Below are 24,073 nucleotides of genomic sequence, written 5' to 3'. Positions count from 1 at the left end.
GCTTCACTGTGTAGAATTTCGAGTCCCAGCATACCCAATGCCGCCCCGCCTCAGCCCGCCGCACCGCGCCTATATTAAAAGCGCAGTGCACAGCCAGGAAAGGACGCCCTCACCATGGCAGAAACCACTCCCCTTTTAGGCCCTGTAGTAGACCAACTGGGCACGGATATAGTCAGCGGGGACATGGCGGAAGGCACGCGGTTTCGCCTTGGGGACATCGAAAAGCGCTTTGGCATCTCCCGCACCGTGGCGCGCGAGGCCATGCGCACCCTCGAGCATCTAGGGATGGTTTCCTCTGGGCGCCGGGTGGGCCTCAAGGTGCTGCCGCGCGGTAGCTGGGCGGTTTATGATCCCGCCGTTATCTCGTGGCGGCTGGCGCACGACAAGACGCGCGCGGAACAGGTGGCGCGCCTCAACGAATTGCGTCTTGGCATCGAACCGGTGGCGGCGCAGCTTGCCGCGCGCAATGCCAGCCCACAGCAGCGCCGCGAATTGCTGCGGCTAGCAGGAAGGCTCAGCGAGCTCGAGACCACCCCTTCCCCACGGGTGGGCGAAGAACTCGAAACCGACCTGCAATTTCATACCCTCATCTTGGAGGCCTCCGGCAATGAGATGATTGCCGCGCTGGCGCCGGCCTTGCTGGCCATCTTGAAGGGCAAGTCCGTCTTTGGTTCCCGCAAGCGGGATCCGATTCGCGGCACGACGCAGCTACATATGGATTTAGCGCGGGAGATTGATGCCGGCGAGGCCGAAGCCGCCGAGCGCACCTCCCGCGCTATCCTGGACCGCGCCCGCGCTTAGAGCATGCAGGAAACGCAGCCCTCGATCTCGGTGCCTTCCAGGGCCATCTGGCGCACGCGGATGTAGTACAAGGTCTTAATGCCCTTGCGCCAAGCGTAAATCTGCGCCTTATTCACATCGCGGGTGGTGGCGGTGTCCTTGAAGAACAGCGTCAGCGATAGCCCTTGGTCCACGTACTTCGTGGCCTCAGCGTAGGTATCAACGATCTTCTCGTAGCCAATCTCGTACGAGTCCTTGAAGTATTCCAAGTTGTCGTTATCCATATGCGCTGCCGGGTAGTACACGCGGCCGATCTTGCCCTCCTTGCGGATTTCAATCTTGGAGGCGATCGGGTGGATGGACGATGTGGAGTTGTTGATATAGGAAATCGAGCCCGTCGGCGGCACCGCCTGCAGGTTGCGGTTGTAGAGGCCGTGCTTGGCGACGTCCTCCTTCAGCTCCGCCCAGTCTTCTGCGGTGGGGGTGTAGATAGAGGAGGCATCGAAAAGAGCCTTGACCTTCTCCGTGCGCGGCTGGAACTCCGCCGGATCGTAGGAGTCAAAGAACTCGCCGCTGGCGTAGTCGGATTCGGGGAACTCGGTGAAGGTCGTGTCGCGCTCGCGGGCGATCTTATTGGAGGCGCGCAGGGCGGCGTACATGATGGCCGCGAAGTAGGCGTTGGTGAAGTCCAAGCCCTCCTCGGAGCCGTACTCGATGTGCTCGCGGCCCAAGTAGCCGTGCAGGTTCATCTGGCCCAGGCCGATGGCGTGCGAGTCATCGTTGCCCTTGCGCACGGATGGAACGGAATCGATGGAGGTCTTATCCGCCACCGAGGTCAGCCCGCGAATCGCGGTCTCCACCGTTTGGGAGAAGTCCGGCGAGTCCATGGTCATGGCGATATTCAGCGAACCCAGGTTGCAGGAAATATCGTTGCCCACCTGGTCATAAGAAAGATCCGCATTGAGCTCGGAAGCGGAGTTGACCTGCAAGATCTCCGAGCACAGGTTGGACATATTAATCCGGGAGGTCTTGACCGGGTTGGCGCGGTTTACCGTATCTTCATACATGATGTACGGGTAGCCGGACTCGAACTGCAACTCCGCCACGGTTTGGAAGAAGTGGCGCGCGTTGATCTTCTTCTTCCGGATGCGCGGGTCCTCGACCATTTCTTCGTAGTGCTCGGTAACGGAGATATCGCCGAAGGCCTTGCCGTAGACGCGCTCGACGTCGTACGGCGAGAACAGGTACATATCGTCGTTGTTCTTGGCTAGCTCGAAGGTGATATCCGGGATCACCACGCCCAAGGACAGGGTCTTAATGCGGATCTTTTCATCCGCGTTCTCGCGCTTGGTGTCGAGGAAGTTCATGATGTCCGGGTGGTGGGCGTTGAGGTACACCGCGCCCGCGCCCTGGCGCGCACCGAGCTGGTTGGCGTAGGAGAATGCATCCTCCAGCATCTTCATCACTGGGATGACGCCGGAAGACTGGTTCTCGATGTGCTTGATCGGCGCGCCGGATTCGCGGATATTGGACAGCAGCAGGGCCACGCCGCCGCCGCGCTTGGACAGCTGCAGCGCGGAGTTGATGGAACGGCCGATGGATTCCATATTGTCTTCGATGCGGAGCAGGAAGCAGGAAACCAATTCTCCGCGCTGCTGCTTGCCGGCATTCAGGAAGGTCGGCGTAGCCGGCTGGAAGCGGCCGGTCATGATCTCATCGACGAGGCGCTCTGCCAGCTCACCATCGCCATCACCAAGGAAAAGCGCCGTCATAGAGACGCGGTCCTCAAAGCGCTCCAAGTACCGGCGGCCGTCGAAGGTCTTCAGCGTATAGCTGGTGTAGTACTTATAGGCGCCAAGGAAGGACTTAAAGCGGAACTTATAAGAGTAGGCGCGCTTGAATAGGGACTTGATGAACTCGAAGTCATAAGCCTCAATGACCGCTGGGTCATAGTACTTATTGCGCACCAGGTAATCGATCTTTTCTTCCAAGTCGTGGAAGTAGACCGTGTTCTGATTAACGTGCTGCAAGAAGAACTGATTGGCGGCCTCGCGGTCCTTATCAAATTGAATCTTGCCGTCTCCGTCGTAGAGATTCAGCATGGCGTTGAGCGCGTGGTAATCCAGCTGCTCTTCCTGCGATACTGGCTCTGCTACGGTCTTTCCCAATTGCGTACTCACAGCTGACGCGGCCTTTCTTAAAATCAGGATTCTATTAGGTGTGTCGCACCGCGGCTAGGCTGCCTCATCCAGTCCCAACTGGGAAGCATTAGCCAGCAGGCCTTCGCGACAAATTTTTATATCTTCATCGTTTCCGAGCAACTCGAAACGATATACATAGGGCACCTTACATTTGGCGCTGATGACGTCACCAGCCTTGCCAAAATCGGCGCCGAAGTTGCTATTTCCTCCGGCGATAACCGCCCGAATAAAACTGCGGTTGTGCTCATTATTAAGGAATCTAATTACCTGCACCGGTACGGGCCGGGAGTTTTGGTGGCTAATGGAGGCTCCCCCGCCGTAGGTGGGGCACACCAAGACGAAAGGCTCGTTGACCACTAGCGGCTCATCGGTGCGGCGCAAAGGGATTCGCGCGCTAGGAAAACCTAGCTTCTGCACGAACCGGTGCGTATTTTCCGTAGTAGAGGAAAAATACACGACCAACATGACGGCACCTCCCTCCTCGGCTACTTACGCAGAGGCGGCTAGCGCGGCAAGGTTCTTGATGCGGTCAGGGCGGAAGCCGGACCAGTGCTCGCCGTTGGCTTCCACGACGGGTGCCTGGACGTAGCCCAGAGCCATAATGTAGTCACGGGCTTCATCGTCCACGGTGACATCTACCACGTTGTAATCCAGACCCGCGCGATCAAGGGCCTTCTTGGTGGCGTTGCACTGAACGCAAGCGGGCTTGGTGTAGACGGTGATAGACATAATAACTCCCTAAAATCCTTTTGCGAGATGGCTTTTGCTCGTAGAAAGCGGAGGTTCTGGTCCTTTTCGGGCCACTTCCTGCACCGCTCTGAGCGACACCAACGACACTATACTTTGGGGGAATTGAACGCAACTGACACAACATATAGTAGTTACACCCATGATATTCCCAGGAGGACCAGGGGCGAGACCCCACATGTTGACCACCCCGGCACCCAACCGTGAAACTACACGCCTGACATTCCTGCGGGTTTACCTTCTGTTCACCTAAACATGTGGCAAAGTTCACATTCTGGCGTCGAACCGTAGAAAACGAAAAGTCCGCCCCACTCCGAACACTCGGAGGAGGCGGACTTCCTTAAGTTTCAATTAACCCTGACGAGCCTTGAAACGGGGATCCTTCTTGTTGATCACGAAGACCTTACCGTGGCGGCGAATAACCTGGGCGCCCGGCTTCTTCTTCAGCGACCGAAGGGACTTACGGACCTTCATCGGGCGCTCCTTTCGTTATGCGCAATCTACATGCGGTTGAGTAAATAAAGCACGGACTGGGAATCCCCAGCCATGACACGAGGAATAATTTTACCTCACGCGGCCATTAAGACCAAAACACTAGGGCTTAATGGGGTGCGGATTCCCGTGAGTAACGGGTTTTCATCTCCTCGCCTACCTCATCCAGGCTACGTCCCATAGTCTCTGGCACCAAAATGCGGGTGTAGCCGATGGCTATGAGCCCCAGTACGCCGAAGACGCCAAAGGCCACCGGGCCGGTGAGCCACTCCACCAGCGGCAGGAAGTACTGGGCCACGGCCCAGTTGGTGGCCCACAGCGAGAGCCCGGCGATGCCCATGCCCAAGCCGCGTACCTGCAGGGGCACGAGCTCCGAGATGAGCAACCAGGTCGTCGGCGAGACCGCCGCTTGCTGGAAGGCAATAAACGAGGCCATAAATACCAGCGAGACCATCGCCATCGTGGTGGAATCGGCGGCGTGCGAGTACGCCACGGACAAGATGAATAGCGAAATCACGTTGCCGGTCAGGCCGATGAGCAGCAGGCGCTTGCGGCCGATGCGGTCGACCACCTTGAGGCCCACCCAACAGGCGATAACGGATACCACGCCAATGACAATCGAGGTATAGACCGAGTTGGTGGTAGAAATGCCAACCTGGCTCATCATGGTGGGAGCGAAGTAGACGATGGCATTAACGCCGGTGATCTGCTGGGTCAGGCCCATCAGCATGGCGAGCAATACCGTCACCTGCATCCAGCGATTGGCCTTCAGCGCCTTCCACTCGGAGCCGCTGGAGCGGCGCGCCGTTTCCTGGGAGGTAAGCTCCGCCAGGTCCATCCCGGCGCGGCCTGCGACCTCACGGGCCCGCGACATCTTATTGTGCGTGGCAAGCCAGACTGGGGTCTCTGGCAAGAAGAGCATGCCCACGGCGAGGGCCGCGCCCGGTACGGCCGCAAGCCCCAGCATCCATTCCCAACTTTCCGTGGGCGCGAGGGCCGAGTTGACCAAGTAAGCCAACAACTGGCCTACCACGATCAACAGGGTATTCAGGGAGACCATACGCCCGCGGATCTTGGCCGGCACCATCTCTGAGATATACATGGGCGAAACAATGGATACCGCACCAACGGCAAAGCCTAGGAAGGTACGGGCCGTGGCCAGCATGGTCACCGACCCCGCCAGCGCACACCAGATGGAGCCCAAAACAAAGATGATGCCGCCGGCGATCAGCGTAAAGCGGCGGCCAAACCGGTCCGCAATGCGGCCTGCGGTCAAAGCACCCACTGCGGCACCCACCAGCAGCATGGAGGTTACCCACCCCTCTTGGTGGGCTGTCATATTAAATTCCGGGGTGATATACAGCAAAGCACCGGACATCACGCCGGTGTCATAACCAAATAATAAACCGCCAAGGGCGGCAATTGCTGCAACTACCTTGACATAACTTTCTTTATTCACAGCACGCAATTGTGTCAGGAGACTACGATGAACGTCATGTCACCCGATGCCGAAAACTTGCAACAATCCATCATAAAACAGCTGGATGTACGCCCCTTTATCGATCCAGAAGAGGAAATTGCCCGCCGCGTAGATTTCCTCGTGGAATACTTGGAAACGACCCATGCCAAAGGCTACGTGCTGGGCATTTCCGGCGGCCAGGATTCCACCCTGGCGGGAAAGCTCACCCAGCTGGCAGTAGAGCGGGTAGAAGGCGCCGAATTTTGGGCCGTGCGCCTGCCCCACGGCACGCAGGCGGATGAGGACGATGCCCAGATCGCCCTCGATTTCATCCGCCCCGATCACCGGCTCACCGTTGATATTCAACCGGCCACCGCAGCGCTGAGCCACGAGGTCGCCCGTGCGGTGAACCAGGATTCCTTGAACGATTTCAATCGCGGCAATGCCAAGGCGCGCCTGCGCATGACCGCGCAATATGCCATCGCCGGCGAGGTGGGCGCGCTGGTTGTGGGCACGGATCACGCAGCGGAAAACGTCACCGCGTTCTACACCAAGTGGGGCGATGGCGCGGCAGACCTACTCCCCCTGGCCGGGCTAAATAAGCGCCAAGGCGCGGCATTGCTCAAGCACTTAGGTGCGCCAGAGTCCACGTGGTCCAAGGTCCCCACCGCGGATTTGGAAGACGATAAGCCGCAGCTTCCCGATGAAGAGGCGCTCGGCGTCACCTACGCCCACATCGATGACTACTTAGAGGGCAAGGCGGTTCCCGATGCCACCCGCGAGCGCATCGAGACCCTGTGGCACCGCGGCATCCACAAGCGCCAGATGCCGCAAGGGCCAACCGCCTAAGCCAGCGCCTCTAGCGTGGCGAGTGCCGCGCGCTCCAGCGGCCGGTTATAGGCCGAGCCGTGGGTCAGCGCGTGCACAGCTAGTGGGTGCAGTTGATGCATGGGAATCCAGGTTTCAATATCTTTCGGCGCCCCATAGCCGCGGAAGATTTCCTCTACATAGGGCGCGCCGAATAGCGCCAACATGCCCAAATCAGTGTGCGGATGCCCGCCGTGAGCTGCGGGATCGATCATGATGCCACCCTGGGCATCGAAAAGCAGGTTGCCCGCCCACAGGTCACCGTGGATGCGCGCAGGCGCCACATCCCAGCTGCGGGCGGCAATCGCATCGCAAGCCCGCTTAACCAAGTCCCTTTGCGCAGTACTGATTCCGGCCGGCTCCGCAAACGGCAGCACGCGCTGCTGGGCATAGAATTCACCCCAGTTATCGGTGGGCGTGCACTCCTGTTCAATGGTGCCGATGAAGTTTCTTCCTTCCCACCCCTCCGGCGCGCTGCCAAAAGCCGGTGCCCCAGCACGGTGCACGCGCGCGAGCTCCGCACCAAATTTTCGCGCGGCCTCTGCAGTGGGCGCTACCTCGTTGATGCGTTCTGTAACGATTTCCTTATCGTCGGCGCTGATTACTGTGGCTACCGCATCAGTGGCTTCACCCAACCACCGGAGGCCGGCAGCCTCAGCACCAGCTTGGTCTTTATCGCGTACTTGCTTAGCAAAGGTCTGCATATTGACCAGCATAACTACTTCGGTAGCACACCAGGTTGGGCCGGAAAACTTAGAATTACATGCCTCGCACTTTAATTGACAAAGTTTTTCAGTTAGTTAATTGGCCCACTGCGAATTAAGATGCTGTACATAAATAATTTACCGAATGGTAAATTCTCTCTCGAATTGAAAAGGATAACTATGGTCGGAATTAACGGCATTAAGAGAAAGTTCGTCGGTGGTCTCCTCGCGCTTGGTGCTGCCTTGACGATGGCCCAGTCTGCCAACGCAGCAGAACCCCACGGCAAGGAAATGGTCACTTTCGGCGACTCTTTCTCCGCTAACGGCGGCGCCCCTGGGGATCGCGCAGCGGTCAGCCCTTTCTCCGCCTCTACTCCCCTACCGAACACGTGCAGTAACGACAAGCACAACTGGGCACACCAAACTGCCCGGAATCTCGGTCACAGCCTTGCGGACTACACGTGCAACGGAACCAGCTATTGGGTAGCTGCCTTCGTCGAACACGCAGTCCGCTCTGGGAATATTGGCCCCGATACGAAGGAAGTCACCTTCATGTATGGCGGCCTGCAGCCTGGCACCTATGTAGATGCACTGGCTAACGCCGCCGCCCCAAATATCCCTAAGGGCTCGAGCTACCGCGGATTGCTGAACGCACAATTCAATAAAATTCGATCCGTGGCCCCGAATGCACGCATCACGATGGTCAACTACGTTCCAATGACGGTTAATGACACCCTCTGTGTGGTCAATGACGACCGGATGCAGCTGCCACTGTCCATCCCAGGTGTTACTCGCGCAGAAGAAGAGTTCAACCGCGAAATCGGACGTGCCGCAGGCTCCCTTGGCGTGAACTTCATCGATCTTCACAACCAAGCAAAAACGCACGATCCTTGCCAGCCGGACACCAACCACCGGTGGGCAGTCATTGCTCAGACCCCGACGGCCCCTTCCGTGATGCCAATGCACCCAACTGATGTTGGACACACAGGAATGGCAGGTATTATTACGAATGGCCTAAGGAACTAGGCCTCACCTCCCCTATTCCCAGAAAGTAAACTCGGAGTAAAAGTGAAGCGTATTAATAAGCTCGCCGCGGCTGCCACTTTCATTACAGCACTTGCGGGCACGAGCACCATTGCCACAGCTGCAGTCCCAGGAAACACCGTTCTCGTTGGTGACAGTATTGTAGCCAACCCAACCGTCGCTGACCATGCGCTGAACAAGGCGCATAAAACGGCCAATACCGGAGTGGGCTGCGTTACCGATAATGCCATTGCCACTGAGATGAGCAATGTTTCCGGTGCACACGTTGACCAGTACCAATGCGCAGGTGCTTCTTTAGCCACTGGAGGCGTTCACGTCGATATCTCTCTCCGCAAGGCAGCAGAAGACGGCAACCTTAACCACGAGACCAAAAATGTCGTTATCGTTGCCGGCGCTAATGACACCTACCCCCACAAAACGGATATCGCAGCCTCCGACCGCGCGATTCGCGGTGGTCTCCGCAGCGCACTCGATGTAGCCCACCAGCACGCACCGAATGCCAAGGTGACTGTCGTAGGTTACCCGCACGTGACCCGCGGCAACTCCACTTGCCTGACCTCTTCGATCATTCCCCTACCCATCGCAGCCGTCTCTGACACAGAACAGCGCCTCCAAAACACCCTGCGCGAAGTGTCCGAGCAAAACGGCGCAACCTTCTTAGATGCACAGCCCATGTCTGAAGGACATGACATGTGCTCGCCAGACCGCTGGTGGGTTAACCTCGTTGACCCAGTACCACCAGCTCCCGGCAACCTACCACTGCACCTTAATGCCCACGGCACCGCAGCTTATGGCCAGTTTATCGGCCACGCTCTGCAGTAAGTAGAAAGAAAATATCCCGCATAGTTTTAAACTATGCGGGATATTTTTATGAGTTTTTCTGGTTAGTGGTTATTGATCCAATCGATACCTGCCTGAAATTCCGCCCCACCGTACTGCATATGGGCAAGTTGTCCGCGTAGCAGGTTTATATTATCCATTGCGATGGTGAGAGGCCTCACCTACGATCTGCTGCAAAGGCAGCTTGCCGTGTGCTGCGTCCACCTCCATGGACGGGGATACCAATCCCAGGTAATCCTCTGGGTAGTTACAAATAATATCCTGCGGGTTGCAAACCTCGAACACGTCAGACCCCAGTTCGCCGTACCCACCGTCGAGGTGGCCTAGAGCGCCGGTCGCATTGGACATGTCATCGTGATATTGCGCAGCACCATTGCCACCCTGGTACGGGTTGGCATAGAGGGCTGCAGATGCAAACCTTTCTTTATCAAGTGGTCCGCGCCCGTGCGCCGCATCGTTAATGATGCGTGCGGAAATATCTGTTCCCTCGGAATAGCCGACCAAGGAAATCTTGCTATTTGGGCAGTCATTCTGGATTTGCTGAATCTTAGCTGCAGTGCGGTTATATCCTTCGTTAGAAGAGTCAGAATATTTCGACACGGCAAATGGGAAGGCCTGGTAGCCCACAAAGGTGGCATTCGTATCCGGCTGGAGTCCGAGCTTAACGCCCATCTGTCCGGTAATTAGACCGTGCGGAACATCCGAAGGTGCTGACGGAATAGTATTCGCTCCGCCAGGAACAAAAACAACCTGCTGGTTAGCACACGTCGGAGCGGACATTGGGTTCCCAGGAATCGCCGCAGTGGCGGCGGGAGCAGAAAGTGCAAGTGCGGCTGCAGAGATTACGCCAGCAGCCGCAGCTTTCACAGTAAAATTCATATAATTTCCCATTTTCAAAAGGTTCCGGCGGTTTGCACGGGTTACATTACATGAGTCTTAGTTAACAGGCGACACCCCAACGCACTGTAACCAGACACATTTTCACATGAAAAATCCCGAGACACCGTTCTTACACGATGCCTCGGGACACTATATTGTGGAGCTAACGGGATTCGAACCCGTGACCCCCACACTGCCAGTGTGGTGCGCTACCAGCTGCGCCATAGCCCCATATACGAGGTGCAACCCTGTGGGCCGCAACTCGTATGAATATACATGGCAAGTATTTAACTCACCAAATCGCCTGCTACTTGGTGGCGACGTCTACCCAGTCATTCAAAGACTGACCAGAATCTTTATCCGGAATATCCTTGCCGTTTTGGACAACGCGCGGCGAGGAAACGGAACCGGTTTCCTTATTCAGCTTGTCGTAGTTGGCCTTTGCCATCTTATTACCTTGCTTGATATCCACGTTCTTGATGGAATCAACCACGTCATCCTCGGCGCCAAGTTCCTTTGCTTGGTCAGCGATGTCCTCGATGCCCCACTGGGGGACAACGCTCTGCTGGTTTTGCATCATGTAGTCACGCAAATTCCAGTAGGTCTTCACATCGCCGGACTTTGCCAATTCTGATATGGCTGCGGCGGCCTTAGTTGAGTAACCATCCTGGTTTTCAACATCCTTACCGTCCAAGAAGTTCAGCGTACGCACGTGGACGACCAGCTTGCCATCCTCAATTGCCTGCTTCATCTCCTCATCGGTACTTTTCGCCAGGTCCGCGCAGTGGGGGCAGGAGAAGTCTTCGTACAGGTCAACCTCTGGAGTATCGTCATCGGCCGCATCGGACTTCAGGGTAATCGCGTTGTCCTTATAGTCCATGGACATGTTGACGTCTTGCACCTCGATTTCATTGGCCTGCTTGCCATTCCACACGATGTAGCCAATGACCACGGCGATAATGACGAGTAGGACGCCGACGCCCCAGATGAAACCATTGCCAGACTTGGCATTCGGGTCACTTACTTTGCTCATTTAAACCTTGCCTGTTGATACTTTCGGACTCTTGCAACCTACTGTGCCCACCGCTACGGGTGGAGCGCAAATTTCGTGAACGGGCGTTTGATGGTCCATGCGGTAAGGGCGAGGAAGGCGGCATCGCGAAGCAGCGTCAGCCCATAGTTCATGCCCGGCTCCGCAGTAGCGTCACCAGCACCAAAGCACCCGCAATCGATATCCAGCCCACGCAGCCATGCCTGCAGGATGCCGACCATGAAAAGCACCATGACCACGGCCGCTACCTTGGAAGACTCGCGAAGGAAAATCCCCAGCAAGAGCAGCATTCCACCCACTAGCTCCAGCGGCCCAATGAGCTGGGCCAGATACCCAGACCATTCCGGCGTGAAAATCTCATAGGCCTTGATGGATTGCATGGTATCCAGCGGGTGCGCCATCTTTTCTACACCGGCGATGATCCACACCACGGCCATGCCAAAGCGGGCGATAAAGCTCACCACATCAAACGCGTTATTCACGCCGATTAGTTTAGCGTTTAACCTCCCCTTTTCGGATACAAACCCCTGTGCTTTTTCCTGAGACTTCGCCCACTATGATGTACCCCATGCCGCACTCCCTCATCGTCGGTTCCGGTGCCGCACTCGGCGCCGGTGCCCGCTACCTCTTAACCATCGCTCTCGGCGGCGGAATGCTCCCGCTCCTCATCCTTAATATCGTCGGCAGCGCGCTGATGGGATATACCCGCCCCGGCCCCTTCTGGGGAACCGGATTCTTGGGTGGGTTTACCAGCTTCGCCAGCTTTGCTTTCTTCACCGCGGAGTCCCACTGGAGCATCGCCCTGGCCTATGCCGCGGCCACGCTCGTGGGCTGCACCGCCGCCTACCTTGCTGGGGATAAGCTGCGATGAACCTGCTCTTCGTCCTTATCGGCGGCTTTTTCGGCGGCGCGGCGCGCTACGGCTTTACCCGCCTGCTGCCCTCGCCGTATTGCACCTTCGCATCCAATATCCTGGGTTCCTTGGTCTTCGGCCTGGCGGTGGGCTTTGCGCAGCTTGCCGATGCCCCCTTCGCCCATCCCCTCTTCGCCCTCGGCCTCGCCGGTGGCCTGTCCACCTGGTCCACCATGGCAAAAGAGCTAGGAGAAATGGTCAAGCAGCGGCACTGGTGGCCGCTGTGCAAATATCTATTCTGGACCATCGGGATCGGCGTGGTCCTCGCCTGGCGCGGAGTAATGTGGGCCGGCCTTATCTATCACGGGATTTAGGTAGGCAACTCCCAGCTTTCTGCTAAACACATTTCCCCAGCACAGGCCTACCATTTCCGGTGTGAACTTCTTTATGAACTTGCCGTTGGCCGAGCCCGTCAACGGAGTCATATTCCTCCTCATCCTCGTCATTGCGGCGATTATCGTTATTGCCCAAAAGAAGGTGTGGCCACTAGCCATAGCCGTTATTGCCTGCGGCATCGCCTGGTTCTTCCTCCGCCACTGGGAAGTCCCCTGGCACATCTACCTAGCCTCCGTAGTCCCCTTGGCCGCGCTCCTTCGCAAGCCCAAGGTGGTCACGGTGGTGGCGGGTATCTTTTCGATCCTCGCCACCGTCGGCTTGGTCAATATGGAATACCAGACCTATCCGGATGTCGGTTCCTTGGATCCTCGCCCAGTGGCGAAGGAAATGAACTACAACGAATTCACCTCCACCCATTCAGGCGCCGCCATCGTCCACGTCGATCTCCCCGGCACCGCCTCCCATTTCTCCCCGCGCACCGCCACGGCGTATATTCCACCTGCTTATTGGACGGATCACAATCTCCCAGTCCTCATGCTCCTCCATGGAAACCCCGGCGGCCCGGATCAGTGGTTCGGTTCGGGGGAGGCGGCCGAAACCGCCGATCAATTCCAAGCGGCCAATGGCGGGCGCAGCCCCATCGTCGTCTCCGTTGATGCCACTGGCTCTGAAACCGCGAACCCCATCTGCGCCGATAGCGATGTTGCCCAAGTCATGACCTATCTTACCCAGGATGTTCCCCACGCCATTAAAAAGAAGTTCCAGGTCAATCCCGACCAGCACACCTGGACAGTCGGTGGTCTTAGCTATGGCGGAACCTGCTCGCTGCAGATAGCCACCACTCACCCCGCTGCCTTTGGCTCGGTAATCGATATCTCCGGTGAGGCGGAACCTACCATCGGCAACCATTCCGCCACGGTGCACAAATTCTTCCACGGTGATGAAGCTGCCTATAACAATCAAGACCCCGCTCACCTATTGGAACGCAAGCGCTATGACAACCTGCAGGCCATTTTCATTGCCGGGGACGATGATGCTCAGTCCGTCACCGCCTTGCGCTCGCTTGCGGATAAAGCCCGCGCCGCTGGAATGAAGACCTACTACGGCACCCGCCCGGGCGGCCATTCCTTCCAGGTCTGGCGCCCCGCCTTGCGCGAGTCCTTTGCGTGGGCGGCAACCCGCGGCGGCCTACAGGTAGACCGCGATCCCTTCGATGGAATTGGAGAAAATGATGTTCGTTCTTAGAAAGTTTCCCGTATCCATCGGCCTGCTGGCGGTGATGTGGTCGCTGCACCTCGTTGATTTCCCTTTGAAGCCGTGGCTCACGCTGACTACGGCGCATCCAGGCGCCTCCATCATCTTGACCGTGCTCATCGTCATCTGGCTCGCCCCTGCCGAGTGGCGACTCGGCTCCGCCTACACGCTCCTAGCCGGCCTTGCGGCGACGGCGATTGGGGTGCCGTTAACGCTGGGCATCGCCAAGCAGTGGCCCGATAGCACCGCGTACCTTAGCCCGATTGGTTTCATCGTCGGGGCTGCTGGGTTTGCCTCCGCGTTCATGCCGCGCTTGTGGCGCCGCCGCTTCCGCATCACCATCGTCTCCTTGACCGCGACATACGTGCTGTATTCCGGCACGCTTTCCGATGCCCTCGGCATCATCACCGCCGTAATCTCCATCACCGCCGGCCAACTGCTCATGAAGCCTGCCCCTGATACTCCGTCGATCCGCGAGCGGCGCGTGCTCATCGCCGTGTGCGTGGCCTGCGTGGCGATAGGCCCAGCCTTCATCGCTTTGGACCCGCTGGCGCAAGGGCCCTTCTCCGAGGTCACGCGACTGCTATGGGAGCCCAACTCAGACACCCTGGACCTCGCCCACGCCCATGGCATCGGCCCGATGGTGGCTAACCTACTTCCGCTCATCCTGCAGCTCGTTTTTTGTTTCGGCCTAGTGCGCGGGCGCATCACCGCGTGGCGGCTCGCAGTAGCCTCCCAGTTCATAGCCCTAGCACTGCTCACCTACCAGCTATGGAACACTAACCCTTCTATCCCCAGCCTCATCCCCGTTACGCTGCCATGGTTGTGCGTCCTCGGAATCTTGCTAGCTAACCGCAGGTTATTCCGCACCCATGAAAACCGTACGTATCTCCTAGAAACGGTACTGCTGAGCACCCTCATTGCGCTGGTTGGGGCCGGATTGTGGATTGGTATCGCGCTGCTGCACGACCCACTTCCCCGCGTGCTCGCTGAAACCCCGTTACGCTTCCTGCCCACCATCGTGGCCATGATCCTGCCCCACTACGTCATCCCGGCTTCCTCCATATCGTGGTTCGTCTATGAATGGATAGGCAATGCCTTCTGGATCTTTGTCGCCTTCCGCCTCTACCGCGGCTTTTCCCGGCCCACTGACCCCGCGCACGAGGAGGATCTCCGCACCGCGCGACGCCTCCTCGAGTCCGGCACCGGGGACCATTTATCTTTTATGACGCTATGGAAATCTAATCGTTATTTCTTCCACGAAGATTCCTACGTTGCCTACCGCGTATCCAACGGAATCGCCTTAACCCTGGGCTCTCCTATTGGCAACGACATCAGCGCCGAATTTTCCGCCTTTGCCTCTGATCAAGGCTGGGACGTGGCGTGGTATTCCGTGGGGGCGGACTTCGCCGCGTCCCATCCCGAGCTCAAGAACGTCCAGGTTGCGGAAGAAGCCGTTTTACCCTGCCGCACCGTGGAGTTTAAGGGCAAAAAATTCCAAAACATCCGCACCGCCCGCAATAAAGCAACCAAGGAAGGAATTCGCACCCGCTGGACCAGTTGGGCTGAACTCGACCTGACCACCATCGCCAAGATCACCGCGCTCAGCGAGGAATGGGTAGCAGAAAAGGCGCTGCCCGAAATGGGATTTACCCTCGGCGGGCTAGAAGAAATGAAAGTCCCCGGCACTCGCCTGCTGCTTGCCGAAGCCCAGGACGGCACCCTCCACGGCGTCACCAGCTGGATGCCCGTCTTCGAAAACGGCTCCATCGCGGGCTATACCCTCGACGTCATGCGCCGCAACGAGCACGGCTTCAAGGGAGTTATGGAACTGCTCATCTCAGAAGCCTTGCTCATCGCAAACGCCGAGGGCTGTGCCTGGATCTCCTTATCCGGCGCCCCTCTGGCCGGGCAAGCACCGTCGCCCTCCTGGCTCGACAATCTCTTGCAGCGCCTAGGCAATGAGGTCGAGCCCTTCTACGGATTCCACAGCCTGGCGGCAAGCAAAAAGAAGTTCCAGCCCGAAGAGCACCCATGGTTCCTGTGCTACGACGACGAGCTGAAACTTCCTAATATCGGTCTAGCGACGATGCACGCCTACCTTCCAGACCTCAAGACCACGGATGCGGTCAAGGCCTGGATATCCAGGCATTAATCCGCAATCGCCTCCAGCGGCGGCGTCTTTGCCGCGCGTTGCGATGGCCATACCGCTGCAATGATGCCCACAACTGCGGATCCCAGCAGCATGGTTACCAACATGCCCCACGGAACCTCGGCGCCGCCAAGGCCCTGATCATTCAAGATCTCAATGAAGGACCAGCCCAAGCCGAGGCCAATGAGAATTCCCATGATCGCACCAAAGAGCGAAATCTGGACCGACTCCAGTGTGATCATCCTGCGGATTTGGCGGCGCTGCGTACCCACCGCACGCAACATGCCAATCTCCTGGCGGCGTTCGATAACACCCAAGGTCAAGGTATTGACAATACCCAGTACCGCGATGATCACGGCTAGTGCGAGAAGACCGTAGAGAATGGCCAGCATCTGGTCGATGAAGCCAGCGGCCTGACCCGCGTATTCCTTACCGGTATTGACCTGCACCACCACGAGATCCTTGACGGCATCCTCGAGGTTCTGGCGTAGCTCTTCCTTGTCGTAGCCTTCTTTACCTAATACGCCCACCATCTGCACGGAGAATTCTCCGTCAGCGGCAACTTCTTCTGCCACGTCCTGCGAAACCACCATATTTTGAATGGTCTCGATGGGCTCAAAGGTACCGACCAGTTTGGCTTCCGCAGTTTTGCCCGGCTTGCTGCCGGTAACCTCGTAGGTCTCTCCTACCTTCCAGCCATTTTCTTTGGCAAAGTCTTCCGTGGCGGCAAAGCCGCCTTCAATATTGGCATCGCCTTCTACCATGTTCATCGCCAGCATCGAGGTGGGGTCAGCATCCACCGTCACGGTAAACAAACCGCCAGTGCCAAAGTCCAAGGAGGCCTGACCGTCCACGGCAACCGGTGCCGAGCCAACGGTAATGACCTTATCCACACCGTCTGCCTCTGCGGCACGCTCGCCGGTTTCCTTCGGCGTCGGGAAGCTTCCGGAGCTTGGACCGGACAAGATGTAGTCCGACGTAATAGTTTGGTCCACCGTATCCGAGATGGAAGCCTTCATTGTCTGGCCCAGCATGCCGATGCTCGTGACCAATGCCACGCCCAAGGTCAGGGCAAAGGCCGTGGCGGCAGTGCGGCGCGGGTTACGCCGCGAGTTGGTAGCGGCCAGTTTGCCGATGGACCCGAAAGGCGCCCCAATTGCCTTACCCAGCGTTGGCACCAGCGGCAAAGAGAGCGCCGGTCCTGCCAAGAAGAAGCCGATAATCACCCCGACGGCGCCGAGGCCGACAAGGATGGCGCGGACGTTCGTTTCGGCATCGCTAAGCACGCCCGCAAACGCCGCAATAATGCCGCCAATCATGAGGATCGCGCCGAAAATCGTGCGGACCTTCAGCGAAGAACCGGAGGCCGACTCCGTCGTGCGCATCGCCTCAACCGGTTCCACAGCACCCGCGCGCCGTGCCGGGGCCCATGCGGAGACCACAGTGACAATCGTGCCCAAAATGATCGGGACTACCACAGCGGAAACGCTCAGGCCCAGGCCACCGCCAATGTCCATACCGTTGGCGCCCATAACCGCTTTGATCACGGCGACCAATCCCACGCCGGCAACGACACCGACGATGGATCCCAGAACGCCCACGATGACGGATTCCACCACAACGGAATTGGTGATCTGGCGACGCGAAGCGCCCAAAGCACGCAAGAGCGCGAACTCCTTGATGCGCTGGGCCACAATCATGGAGAACGTATTGGCAATAATAAAGGTGCCCACCAACAAGGCGATTAGACCAAAGGCAACGAGGAAGTAGTTCACAAACTTCAATGCCTCGGTCATTGCTTCACTGGTTTGCTCTGCCAGGCGCTCACCGGACTCGGCTTTGATGTCGAACTTGTCATTGAGGTCATCAACAAGCGCATTTGCCTCCACACCATCGGCGGCAGAGACCTTCAGCTGAGAGGGATCACCAAAGCGCTCCAGGTAATCCGACTCATCCATGCGCAGCTCGATGCTATCGCCCTGCTCCACCGGCGGCTCCACGATGCCCGTAACCTTAACCTCATCCTGGCTATCCGGATGAACCACCACAAGCTTCTGACCAACGGAGATATCGTATTTCTCCGCAGCGGACGAATTGATCGTTACCTCATCTTTGGCCTTTGGCTCATCGCCTTCCGTGAGTTCGCTCGCGCCACCGACGGTTTTATCCGCGGAATAGTACGGCACGAGGCTCGCAGTACCGCTTTGGGTTTGGAAGGCCTCCGAGTTTTCATCGGCAACAACCACAGTCTGCGAGTCAGCGACGTTGATGTTTTTAACGTCGTCATCATCAAGCAGCTGCTTGCGCAGCCCTTCATCCAGCTTCTGGTCGCTGTCATCGTTCTCACTGACCACCGCGTCTACCCCGCGGAATTGGTTATCCACCGCAGAATCAAAAGTGGCCTTCAATGAGTTAGTGAACATGAAAGAGCCAGCAATAAAGGCGGTGCCCAAAACCACCGCCAGAATTGTCAGGCCAAGGCGCAATTTATGCGCCAAAACATTGCGCACGGATACCCTGCGCATTGCGTTTCCGCGTACCATTTAACCCTCAATCTCTGCCATTACATTGTGAATGGCCTCCATCGTTGGATCCTGCAGTTCATTAACGAGCTTGCCATCAGCAAGGAAAACAACACGATCGGCGTACGACGCCGCCTTAGCATCGTGCGTCACAATGACCACAGTCTGGTTATCCTGGTCCACCGCAGTGCGCAGAATATCCAATACCTCGGCCGAAGAATTGGAATCCAAGTTACCCGTAGGCTCATCGCCAAAAATAATCTCCGGCCGCGACACTAAGGCGCGAGCACAGGCGACACGCTGCTGCTGACCACCAGACAGCTCAGCCGGGCGGTGCTCCAAACGCTCCGCCAGCCCCAGGCGACGGGTGACTTCTTCAAACCATTGCTTGTCGACGTCCTTGCCCGCGATATCAGTCGGCAGCGTGATGTTTTCCGCAGCCGTCAAGGTAGGGACCAAGTTGAAGGACTGGAAAATAAATCCTAAGCGGTCACGACGCAACGCCGTAATTTCCTTGTCATTGAGGTGCGACATATCGGTATCACCGATAAACGCCGAACCAGAGCTAGCAGAGTCCAACCCTGCCATCGTGTGCATCAACGTGGACTTGCCCGAGCCCGAAGGGCCCATAATGGCCGTGAATTGGTTCTTTCCAAACTCAATGGAAACGTGATCAAGGGCGATAACCGCCGTATCATCGCTTCCGTATTGCTTAAACAAGTCAACGGCGCGCGCCGCGGCATCAGTCATAAAGCGTGTTCTCCTTGTAAATGGGAAATTACCTTTCTACATAGTAACCCGCCTGGTCGCAGTGTCCCATCATCCCATGGGCTGATTTGGGGGCCAGTTCAATTTTTTGGCGGGTGGGGCGTCCTTTTCGTTTGGAAGCCAAACCTGCAGTTCAGCGCCCGTTGACGGGTCGCTCTTCATTGCTGGTGGCTCGGGGGCGATCGGCACGGTCGCCATCCAACTTGCACGCCAACGCGGATGGCACGTTGCCGCATCCGCGTCGAAACCCAATCACGACTACATGCTTTCGCTCGGCGCGCACAAGGTAGTTGACTACGGCAACCCCCATTGGCGCGAGCAGATCCTGGAGTGGATGCCCAATGGCGTCGACGCTGTCTTGGCGGTGCAACCGGGCACCTCGGCGGAAAGTTTGCCCGTCGTGAAGGACGGTGGAACATTGGTGTCGATCTCCGGAGATGCACACATCTCCGAACGTGGCATACACATAACGGGGTCCCCTATCAAATGGACGTTCTCGATGATTTGGTGCAACTCATGGAGCAGATCGCCGCAGGGGAGATTCATTTGGAGCTTGAGCAGGTTTATCCGTTTGCAGATGCCCTGGCTGCCCTGGCGAAAGTACAGACCCGGAGGGCTCGAGGCAAACTCGTGCTCAGACGAGAGTAAAGCACATGGCCGAGGAACCATGCGGATTCAAGAAGGTGCTGCCTTGCCGAATTCTCAGCCGGTCCGGGTTATTTACAACTCTCTACCCCGTATTTAATTCATGGCTTGCGGGTAAGAGGCGGACGATGTTGAGCCGGAAGGGTTGGCATGTCAGACCGCCCAAGGCACGGGCACTGCTTGGGGCTCGGGACTACAGGGGGAGCATCTTGTACGGATGCTGATGACTTCTTCGAAGACGGGACTTGCTGCCACCGGCTACGGTTTGGCAGCGGCCACAGCGACCAGTTCGGCCGCGACTCCTGTCAATCGTCGAGGTCCTGACCAGACGGCCGTCAGGGGGCGGCTGATCCCTTGACCCTCAAAGGGAACGCGCAACAGGTCCCCGCTCTCGAGCTGGCTACGAAGGGCGAGTTCGCTCAGGACAGCAGGACCCGCCCCGGAAGCAACAGCAACGCGCACCGCGGCGTTGCTGGCAAGCACCTGCATCGGCTCGACAGTGACGGCCCCAGCCAACACCTCTTGCAGCGCCTCGCGGGTACCTGAGCCAGGCTCCCTGACAACCAAGGGGGTTTCCGCCAGCTCTTGCAAACCGATCCTGCTCGTACGGTTCGCCCATTCATGGTTGGGAGCGACAACTACCAGCAACTCATCCTCTTGGACGACCCGGGCATTCAACCGCATGGGAACGTTCGGGGTCTCAACGAAACCCAGTTGAAGAATGCCCCTTTGCACTTCTTGGAGAACCTGCGCCGAATTCAGCACCTGCACCTCGATGCGGACCGGCGGCAATCGACGTTTCAACTCTGTCAGCCAGACCGGTAGCAGGGTTTCTGCGATGGTCATGCTGGCCCCCACACGAAGTTCCAACGTTTCGTTGCTGCGGCTAGACCGTGACCAATCGTTGAAGCGTTGCCCGGCATCAAGTAGTTCACGGGCTTGAACAGCCAGCAACAACCCCAGTGCCGTCGGTTCCGAACCGCGGGGGCTGCGCTCAAGCAAAGCCGTTTTCATCCCCGTCTCCAGCTCCGCGATGGCTCGGCTTGCGTTGGGCTGCGCCATCCCCACTTTCCGTGCGCCTGCCCCCACGCTGCCTTCGTCCACCACGGCAACGAAGAGTTCCAGTACTTGAAGGTTCGGCCAAGCTTCGCTCATATCAAAAGCATATACCATGATGCGAAATTGCCGTCTAGCGGGCTGACGGGGATCAGTGAAGTATGGAAGTATGTCAACGCAAATACAACAGACAGATCTCATAACAGCCCGCCGCGGCTCCTACGCACTGAAAAAATATTCCCCCGGGTTGCTTTTGTGTGCGGTCGCTGTGGCAATCGCGATGACCGTTAACGTCTTCCTTCCCGGTGTCAGCCCACTGATCGTCGCGATCGTGCTCGGCATCGCCCTGACCAACGTGGTTCGCCTACCCGAGTCCACGGCACCGGGACTGACGCTGGCTTCCAAGAAGCTGCTCCGATTGGGAATCGTCTTCCTGGGCCTGCAACTGGTGCTCTCAGACATTGTCTCCCTCGGTGCGCCCATGCTCGTGGTCATCGTGTGCATCGTGGCCGGAGGCATTTTCGGAACCATCCTGATCGGGCGGCTGATGAAGATGCGTTCCGCCCAGGTTCTGCTCATAGCATGTGGTTTCTCTATTTGCGGCGCCGCCGCTGTGGCCGGAGTCGAAGGGGTCACCGACTCAGACGAAGAGGACGTGGTCACCGCCGTGGCCTTGGTGGTCATCTTCGGCACACTCATGATTCCGGCGATTCCCTTGCTCGGCCAGCTGCTGGGCATGGAGCCTGAACTCAACGGCATGTGGGCCGGTGGCTCCATCCACGAGATCGCTCAGGTTGTCGCCGCCGGAGGAATAATCGGCGGCGGGGCGCTGGCTGTCGCCGTCATCGTCAAACTCGCCCGCGTCCTGCTGCTCGCCCCGATCGTCGCGATTTTGAGCATTCGCCAACGCCGGTCAGGAAACGTCAAACCCGATGAAAAGCGTCCTGCGATCGTCCCACTGTTCATCATTGGCTTCCTGGTCATGATCGTGCTCCGTTCCACACTGGACCTGCCCGAGGGCCTCATCCACGCAGGAAGCCTCGCGCAAACGGCTTTGTTGTCCGCCGCAATGTTTGGACTGGGATGTGGGGTGAAGATCCGCAACCTCATCCGGGTCGGAGCCCGACCCTTCATCCTGGCCGCAGCCTCAACCATTCTCGTCACAGGCATCGCACTTGCAGGCATCGAACTCGTCCACCTCTGATAGGGAACCACATCCTGCAGTCTCCGCCCAAGCTGATACCTCGTCCGCCCACCACATGACCTTTTAGGAAGGAACCTGACTTGACATTTCTCACCGGTCCAGCTCCGATTATCGTCGGCGTCGACAGCTCCGATTCTTCAAGGTGGGGGCGCCCTTTCTCTTTATTCGGTGAACGTTGCCCAGGCGGAGAAAGTGCAGGTAAAACCACACGCTAGCGAGACCTGGGGGCGTGCCTTCGCCAGCCCTTGTAAAAGCCGCCCACGAGGGGAAATGTGCGTAAGGCTACCTGTAGGCGTGCCTGGAACCGTAAATGTCCTGCCATGTGGCAAGCGCCGTGGGGCGTATATTCACCCGCCCCCATCGCCGCATCTATGCGTTCTTCAACGCCCGATACACAGTAGGGCGAGTGACTCCGAATTCCCGTGCCAAGGCTGCTTTCGACTCCCCTGCCATTGTGCGCTGCTTAATCTCCGCTACTTGCTGCGGGCTAAGAGCAGGCTTGCGGCCTTTGTACTTTCCTGCCTTTTTCGCCAGCGCAATCCCCTCTGCTTGGCGTTCGCGGATAATGGCCCGCTCAAACTCCGCAAACGAACCTAAAATGCCTAGCATTAAATCCGCGCGTGGATCTGTGGTGTCTTTCGCATGAAGCGTCCTGGGTTTAGTTCCGCTTCTTTTACGGCCCTGTGTTGATGGGCTGGGTGAGATAGTACTCGGTTTCTACTTCCTGTGGGGGTGGCGTAGTCCAAAGCTTCATGAAGCCGCTTGGTGTTCCACCAATGCACCCACCGCAAGGTGGCCAGTTCGACTTCTCCGACCGACGTCCACGGGCCTTGGGCATGAATCAGTTCAGCCTTGTAGAGACCGTTGACTGTTTCGGCTAGCGCATTGTCGTAAGAATCGCCGACTGTTCCCACACTCGGGCGGATTCCTGACTCAGCTAGCGCAGTGGAATACTTCCACGACACATACTGGCTGCCCCGATCGCTATGGTGAATTAACTGGTTTCCATGAATTCGCCCTGCAGTCGTTAACGCATGCTCCAAAGCCTCCATCGGCAGCTGAGGTTACCCTCGTTTGGTGGACACCCGATTAGTGCGGATTTTGTGTCCGTAGGAGAGGATGTTCATTGTGAGTCAACAACGCCAGAAATACACGCCTGAGTACCGGCGTGAAGCCGCAAACCTAGTAATCGAGTCAGAACGCCCGATTGCTCATGTAGCCAAAGAAATTGGTGTCGCACCTGGCCTTTTAGGCCGGTGGGTGAAAAATGAGCGTCAACGCCGAGGATCCTCTGATGGGCTAAGCGAGGCGGATCTTCGTGCTGAGAACGCTCGTCTGCGTCGTGAGCTGGCAGAAGCCAAGATGGATAACGAGTTTTTGTCAAAAGCGACAGCCTTCTTCGCCGCAAAGCAACGCGATCAGAAAAGTTCGAGTTAATGCAGCCAGAGCAAGGCGAATTTCAGTATCAAGCGCATGGCGCGCTTGTTGAAGGTATCTCGGTCTGGATACTACAAATGGGCCCATATGCAGCAGCAACGCTTATCCGGTAATGATGATCGGACATCTTTTTACGATGATGTTGATCGTAAGATTCATCAGATCTGAAAAAGACTCCGATGAGGTCTATGGTGCTCCGCGGATTACCGCAGAACTCGCCGATCGCTACCAGATCAGTGTGAATCGTAAGACTGTGGCTAAGCGGATGCGCCTGATGGGAATTGAAGGAATTTCACCGCGTGCCTTCGTCCCAGCGACAACGATTCAATCTAAACGTAAGTCGAGTCTTCCTGACCTGGTAAAGCGCATGTTTGATACCGGCGAGCTCAACCGGGTATGGATGTCGGACATTACCTACCTGCGCACCGGCGAGGGTTGGTTGTACTTATGCGCAGTTCGCGATGGTCATTCCCGCAGGGTACTGGGCTGGGCTATGGATAGTGTGCAAGATACAAGTTTGGTCGAACGAGCACTGCGGATGGCGCATACGCTGCGCGGTGATGTTCCTGACGGGCTGGTGTTTCACGCTGACCGGGGGACGCAATATACCAGTGAGAAGCTCTGGGAGGGAGCGTGTCAAGTTGTTTGTGTGTGGGGCTAGGTTTATAGGTATTTGTCGAAGCGGGCGGGAAAGGCTACGGCCATTTGGTTGATGGCTTGTT

General features: G+C 57.6%; 25 protein-coding genes, 1 tRNA gene and 2 pseudogenes. 13 read left to right on the top strand and 15 right to left on the bottom strand.

Annotation, left to right across the window (positions count from 1 at the left end; translation table 11 throughout):
• Nucleotides 1–114: 114 nt before the first annotated feature.
• Entirely contained in the window at nt 115–801 is a 687-nt protein-coding gene (locus HMPREF1257_RS00150; protein WP_023023722.1) for a FadR/GntR family transcriptional regulator, read from the top strand.
• Here HMPREF1257_RS00150 and nrdE read toward each other — a convergent pair.
• The 5 genes from nrdE to HMPREF1257_RS00125 form a co-directional block, all read right to left on the bottom strand.
• Nucleotides 798–2,960 carry a class 1b ribonucleoside-diphosphate reductase subunit alpha gene (gene nrdE / locus HMPREF1257_RS00145; RefSeq protein WP_023023724.1) on the bottom strand — a complete coding sequence of 721 codons (2,163 nt, stop codon included), beginning with the start codon at nt 2,958–2,960 and terminating at the stop codon, nt 798–800. The genes HMPREF1257_RS00150 and nrdE overlap by 4 nt on opposite strands.
• 54 nt (nt 2,961–3,014) lie before the next feature.
• A complete protein-coding gene (gene nrdI / locus HMPREF1257_RS00140; protein ID WP_005277734.1) occupies nt 3,015–3,446 on the bottom strand; it encodes a class Ib ribonucleoside-diphosphate reductase assembly flavoprotein NrdI in 432 nt (143 codons plus the stop codon).
• Between the two features lie 24 nt (nt 3,447–3,470).
• Complete coding sequence (gene nrdH, locus HMPREF1257_RS00135; RefSeq protein ID WP_005284554.1) at nt 3,471–3,710, bottom strand: glutaredoxin-like protein NrdH; 240 nt, start codon at nt 3,708–3,710, stop codon at nt 3,471–3,473.
• Between the two features lie 369 nt (nt 3,711–4,079).
• Nucleotides 4,080–4,202, bottom strand: coding sequence for a type B 50S ribosomal protein L36 (gene ykgO, locus HMPREF1257_RS00130; protein WP_003847162.1), 123 nt, complete (start codon nt 4,200–4,202; stop codon nt 4,080–4,082).
• 127 nt (nt 4,203–4,329) lie between these two features.
• Entirely contained in the window at nt 4,330–5,679 is a 1,350-nt protein-coding gene (locus HMPREF1257_RS00125) for a sugar porter family MFS transporter (protein WP_023023726.1), read from the bottom strand.
• A 27-nt stretch (nt 5,680–5,706) separates the two neighbouring features.
• On the opposite strand from HMPREF1257_RS00125, the gene nadE reads away from it, so the two are divergent.
• A complete protein-coding gene (gene nadE / locus HMPREF1257_RS00120; RefSeq protein WP_023023728.1) occupies nt 5,707–6,528 on the top strand; it encodes an ammonia-dependent NAD(+) synthetase in 822 nt (273 codons plus the stop codon).
• On the opposite strand, the gene HMPREF1257_RS00115 is transcribed toward nadE, so the two are convergent.
• On the bottom strand, nt 6,525–7,262 hold the full coding sequence (locus HMPREF1257_RS00115; protein ID WP_034659024.1) for a fructosamine kinase family protein: 738 nt from the start codon (nt 7,260–7,262) through the stop codon (nt 6,525–6,527). The two genes, nadE and HMPREF1257_RS00115, sit on opposite strands and share 4 nt — an antisense overlap.
• A 168-nt stretch (nt 7,263–7,430) precedes the next feature.
• On the opposite strand from HMPREF1257_RS00115, the gene HMPREF1257_RS00110 reads away from it, so the two are divergent.
• Nucleotides 7,431–8,276: a GDSL-type esterase/lipase family protein gene (locus HMPREF1257_RS00110; RefSeq protein WP_023023732.1), complete on the top strand. Its 846-nt coding sequence runs from the start codon at nt 7,431–7,433 to the stop codon at nt 8,274–8,276.
• Nucleotides 8,277–8,318: 42 nt separating this feature from the next.
• Nucleotides 8,319–9,116: a GDSL-type esterase/lipase family protein gene (locus tag HMPREF1257_RS00105; RefSeq protein WP_023023734.1), complete on the top strand. Its 798-nt coding sequence runs from the start codon at nt 8,319–8,321 to the stop codon at nt 9,114–9,116.
• Nucleotides 9,117–9,266: 150 nt separating this feature from the next.
• Here the strand turns inward: HMPREF1257_RS00105 and HMPREF1257_RS00100 are convergent, their stop codons facing one another.
• The 4 genes from HMPREF1257_RS00100 to HMPREF1257_RS00085 all read right to left on the bottom strand — a co-directional run bounded on the left by HMPREF1257_RS00100 (nt 9,267) and on the right by HMPREF1257_RS00085 (nt 11,546).
• Nucleotides 9,267–9,806: a cutinase family protein gene (locus HMPREF1257_RS00100; protein WP_051138361.1), complete on the bottom strand. Its 540-nt coding sequence runs from the start codon at nt 9,804–9,806 to the stop codon at nt 9,267–9,269.
• 365 nt (nt 9,807–10,171) lie between these two features.
• A tRNA-Ala gene (locus tag HMPREF1257_RS00095) sits at nt 10,172–10,244 on the bottom strand.
• Between the two features lie 76 nt (nt 10,245–10,320).
• Nucleotides 10,321–11,046, bottom strand: a complete 726-nt coding sequence (locus HMPREF1257_RS00090; protein ID WP_023016961.1) for a thioredoxin domain-containing protein — start codon at nt 11,044–11,046, stop codon at nt 10,321–10,323.
• A gap of 53 nt (nt 11,047–11,099) precedes the next feature.
• Nucleotides 11,100–11,546: a MauE/DoxX family redox-associated membrane protein gene (locus HMPREF1257_RS00085; protein ID WP_023023739.1), complete on the bottom strand. Its 447-nt coding sequence runs from the start codon at nt 11,544–11,546 to the stop codon at nt 11,100–11,102.
• A gap of 86 nt (nt 11,547–11,632) precedes the next feature.
• Between HMPREF1257_RS00085 and HMPREF1257_RS00080 the strand changes: the two genes are divergently transcribed.
• The 4 genes from HMPREF1257_RS00080 to HMPREF1257_RS00065 all read left to right on the top strand — a co-directional run bounded on the left by HMPREF1257_RS00080 (nt 11,633) and on the right by HMPREF1257_RS00065 (nt 15,722).
• Entirely contained in the window at nt 11,633–11,935 is a 303-nt protein-coding gene (locus HMPREF1257_RS00080) for a fluoride efflux transporter family protein (RefSeq protein ID WP_051138360.1), read from the top strand.
• Complete coding sequence (locus tag HMPREF1257_RS00075) at nt 11,932–12,291, top strand: CrcB family protein (RefSeq protein WP_023016958.1); 360 nt, start codon at nt 11,932–11,934, stop codon at nt 12,289–12,291. Before HMPREF1257_RS00080 ends, HMPREF1257_RS00075 begins: the two co-directional genes overlap by 4 nt.
• A 61-nt stretch (nt 12,292–12,352) precedes the next feature.
• Nucleotides 12,353–13,558, top strand: coding sequence for an alpha/beta hydrolase family protein (locus tag HMPREF1257_RS00070; protein ID WP_198010365.1), 1,206 nt, complete (start codon nt 12,353–12,355; stop codon nt 13,556–13,558).
• Nucleotides 13,527–15,722 (top strand): bifunctional lysylphosphatidylglycerol flippase/synthetase MprF, encoded by a 2,196-nt coding sequence (locus HMPREF1257_RS00065; RefSeq protein ID WP_034659023.1) that lies wholly within the window; start codon nt 13,527–13,529, stop codon nt 15,720–15,722. Before HMPREF1257_RS00070 ends, HMPREF1257_RS00065 begins: the two co-directional genes overlap by 32 nt.
• Here HMPREF1257_RS00065 and HMPREF1257_RS00060 read toward each other — a convergent pair.
• Nucleotides 15,719–18,262, bottom strand: a complete 2,544-nt coding sequence (locus tag HMPREF1257_RS00060) for an ABC transporter permease (RefSeq protein ID WP_023023747.1) — start codon at nt 18,260–18,262, stop codon at nt 15,719–15,721. The two genes, HMPREF1257_RS00065 and HMPREF1257_RS00060, sit on opposite strands and share 4 nt — an antisense overlap.
• A complete protein-coding gene (locus HMPREF1257_RS00055) occupies nt 18,263–18,991 on the bottom strand; it encodes an ABC transporter ATP-binding protein (protein ID WP_023023749.1) in 729 nt (242 codons plus the stop codon). It lies immediately after the preceding gene.
• Nucleotides 18,992–19,097: 106 nt separating this feature from the next.
• Between HMPREF1257_RS00055 and HMPREF1257_RS12450 the strand changes: the two are divergent.
• Both HMPREF1257_RS12450 and HMPREF1257_RS12445 read left to right on the top strand, forming a co-directional pair.
• Nucleotides 19,098–19,418: pseudogene (locus HMPREF1257_RS12450) on the top strand (zinc-binding dehydrogenase); the annotation flags it as partial.
• Between the two features lie 77 nt (nt 19,419–19,495).
• Entirely contained in the window at nt 19,496–19,657 is a 162-nt protein-coding gene (locus tag HMPREF1257_RS12445; protein WP_023023751.1) for a zinc-binding dehydrogenase, read from the top strand.
• A 255-nt stretch (nt 19,658–19,912) separates the two neighbouring features.
• Here HMPREF1257_RS12445 and HMPREF1257_RS00045 read toward each other — a convergent pair whose 3' ends face one another.
• Nucleotides 19,913–20,809, bottom strand: a complete 897-nt coding sequence (locus HMPREF1257_RS00045; RefSeq protein WP_034654218.1) for a LysR family transcriptional regulator — start codon at nt 20,807–20,809, stop codon at nt 19,913–19,915.
• A gap of 70 nt (nt 20,810–20,879) precedes the next feature.
• Between HMPREF1257_RS00045 and HMPREF1257_RS00040 the strand changes: the two genes are divergently transcribed.
• Nucleotides 20,880–21,914 carry a YeiH family protein gene (locus HMPREF1257_RS00040; RefSeq protein WP_023023753.1) on the top strand — a complete coding sequence of 345 codons (1,035 nt, stop codon included), beginning with the start codon at nt 20,880–20,882 and terminating at the stop codon, nt 21,912–21,914.
• 369 nt (nt 21,915–22,283) lie between these two features.
• Here the strand turns inward: HMPREF1257_RS00040 and HMPREF1257_RS00035 are convergent, their stop codons facing one another.
• Both HMPREF1257_RS00035 and HMPREF1257_RS12135 read right to left on the bottom strand, forming a co-directional pair.
• Nucleotides 22,284–22,619: a recombinase family protein gene (locus HMPREF1257_RS00035; protein WP_255342555.1), complete on the bottom strand. Its 336-nt coding sequence runs from the start codon at nt 22,617–22,619 to the stop codon at nt 22,284–22,286.
• A pseudogene (locus HMPREF1257_RS12135) lies at nt 22,588–22,966 on the bottom strand (integrase core domain-containing protein); the annotation flags it as partial. The pseudogene HMPREF1257_RS12135 and the gene HMPREF1257_RS00035, both read right to left, overlap by 32 nt.
• Before the next feature lie 67 nt (nt 22,967–23,033).
• On the opposite strand from HMPREF1257_RS12135, the gene HMPREF1257_RS00030 reads away from it, so the two are divergent.
• Together HMPREF1257_RS00030 and HMPREF1257_RS00025 are read left to right on the top strand one after the other, a co-directional pair.
• Entirely contained in the window at nt 23,034–23,351 is a 318-nt protein-coding gene (locus HMPREF1257_RS00030) for a transposase (RefSeq protein ID WP_034661084.1), read from the top strand.
• Between the two features lie 136 nt (nt 23,352–23,487).
• The gene (locus HMPREF1257_RS00025; protein WP_198010478.1) at nt 23,488–24,012 is read left to right on the top strand and encodes a DDE-type integrase/transposase/recombinase; all 525 of its coding nucleotides are present in this window, start codon (nt 23,488–23,490) and stop codon (nt 24,010–24,012) included.
• Nucleotides 24,013–24,073: the final 61 nt, after the last annotated feature.

This window comes from Corynebacterium sp. KPL1814 (assembly GCF_000478175.1).
In the GTDB taxonomy this organism is placed as follows: domain Bacteria; phylum Actinomycetota; class Actinomycetes; order Mycobacteriales; family Mycobacteriaceae; genus Corynebacterium.
This window is presented reverse-complemented; position numbering and strand designations above follow the sequence as displayed.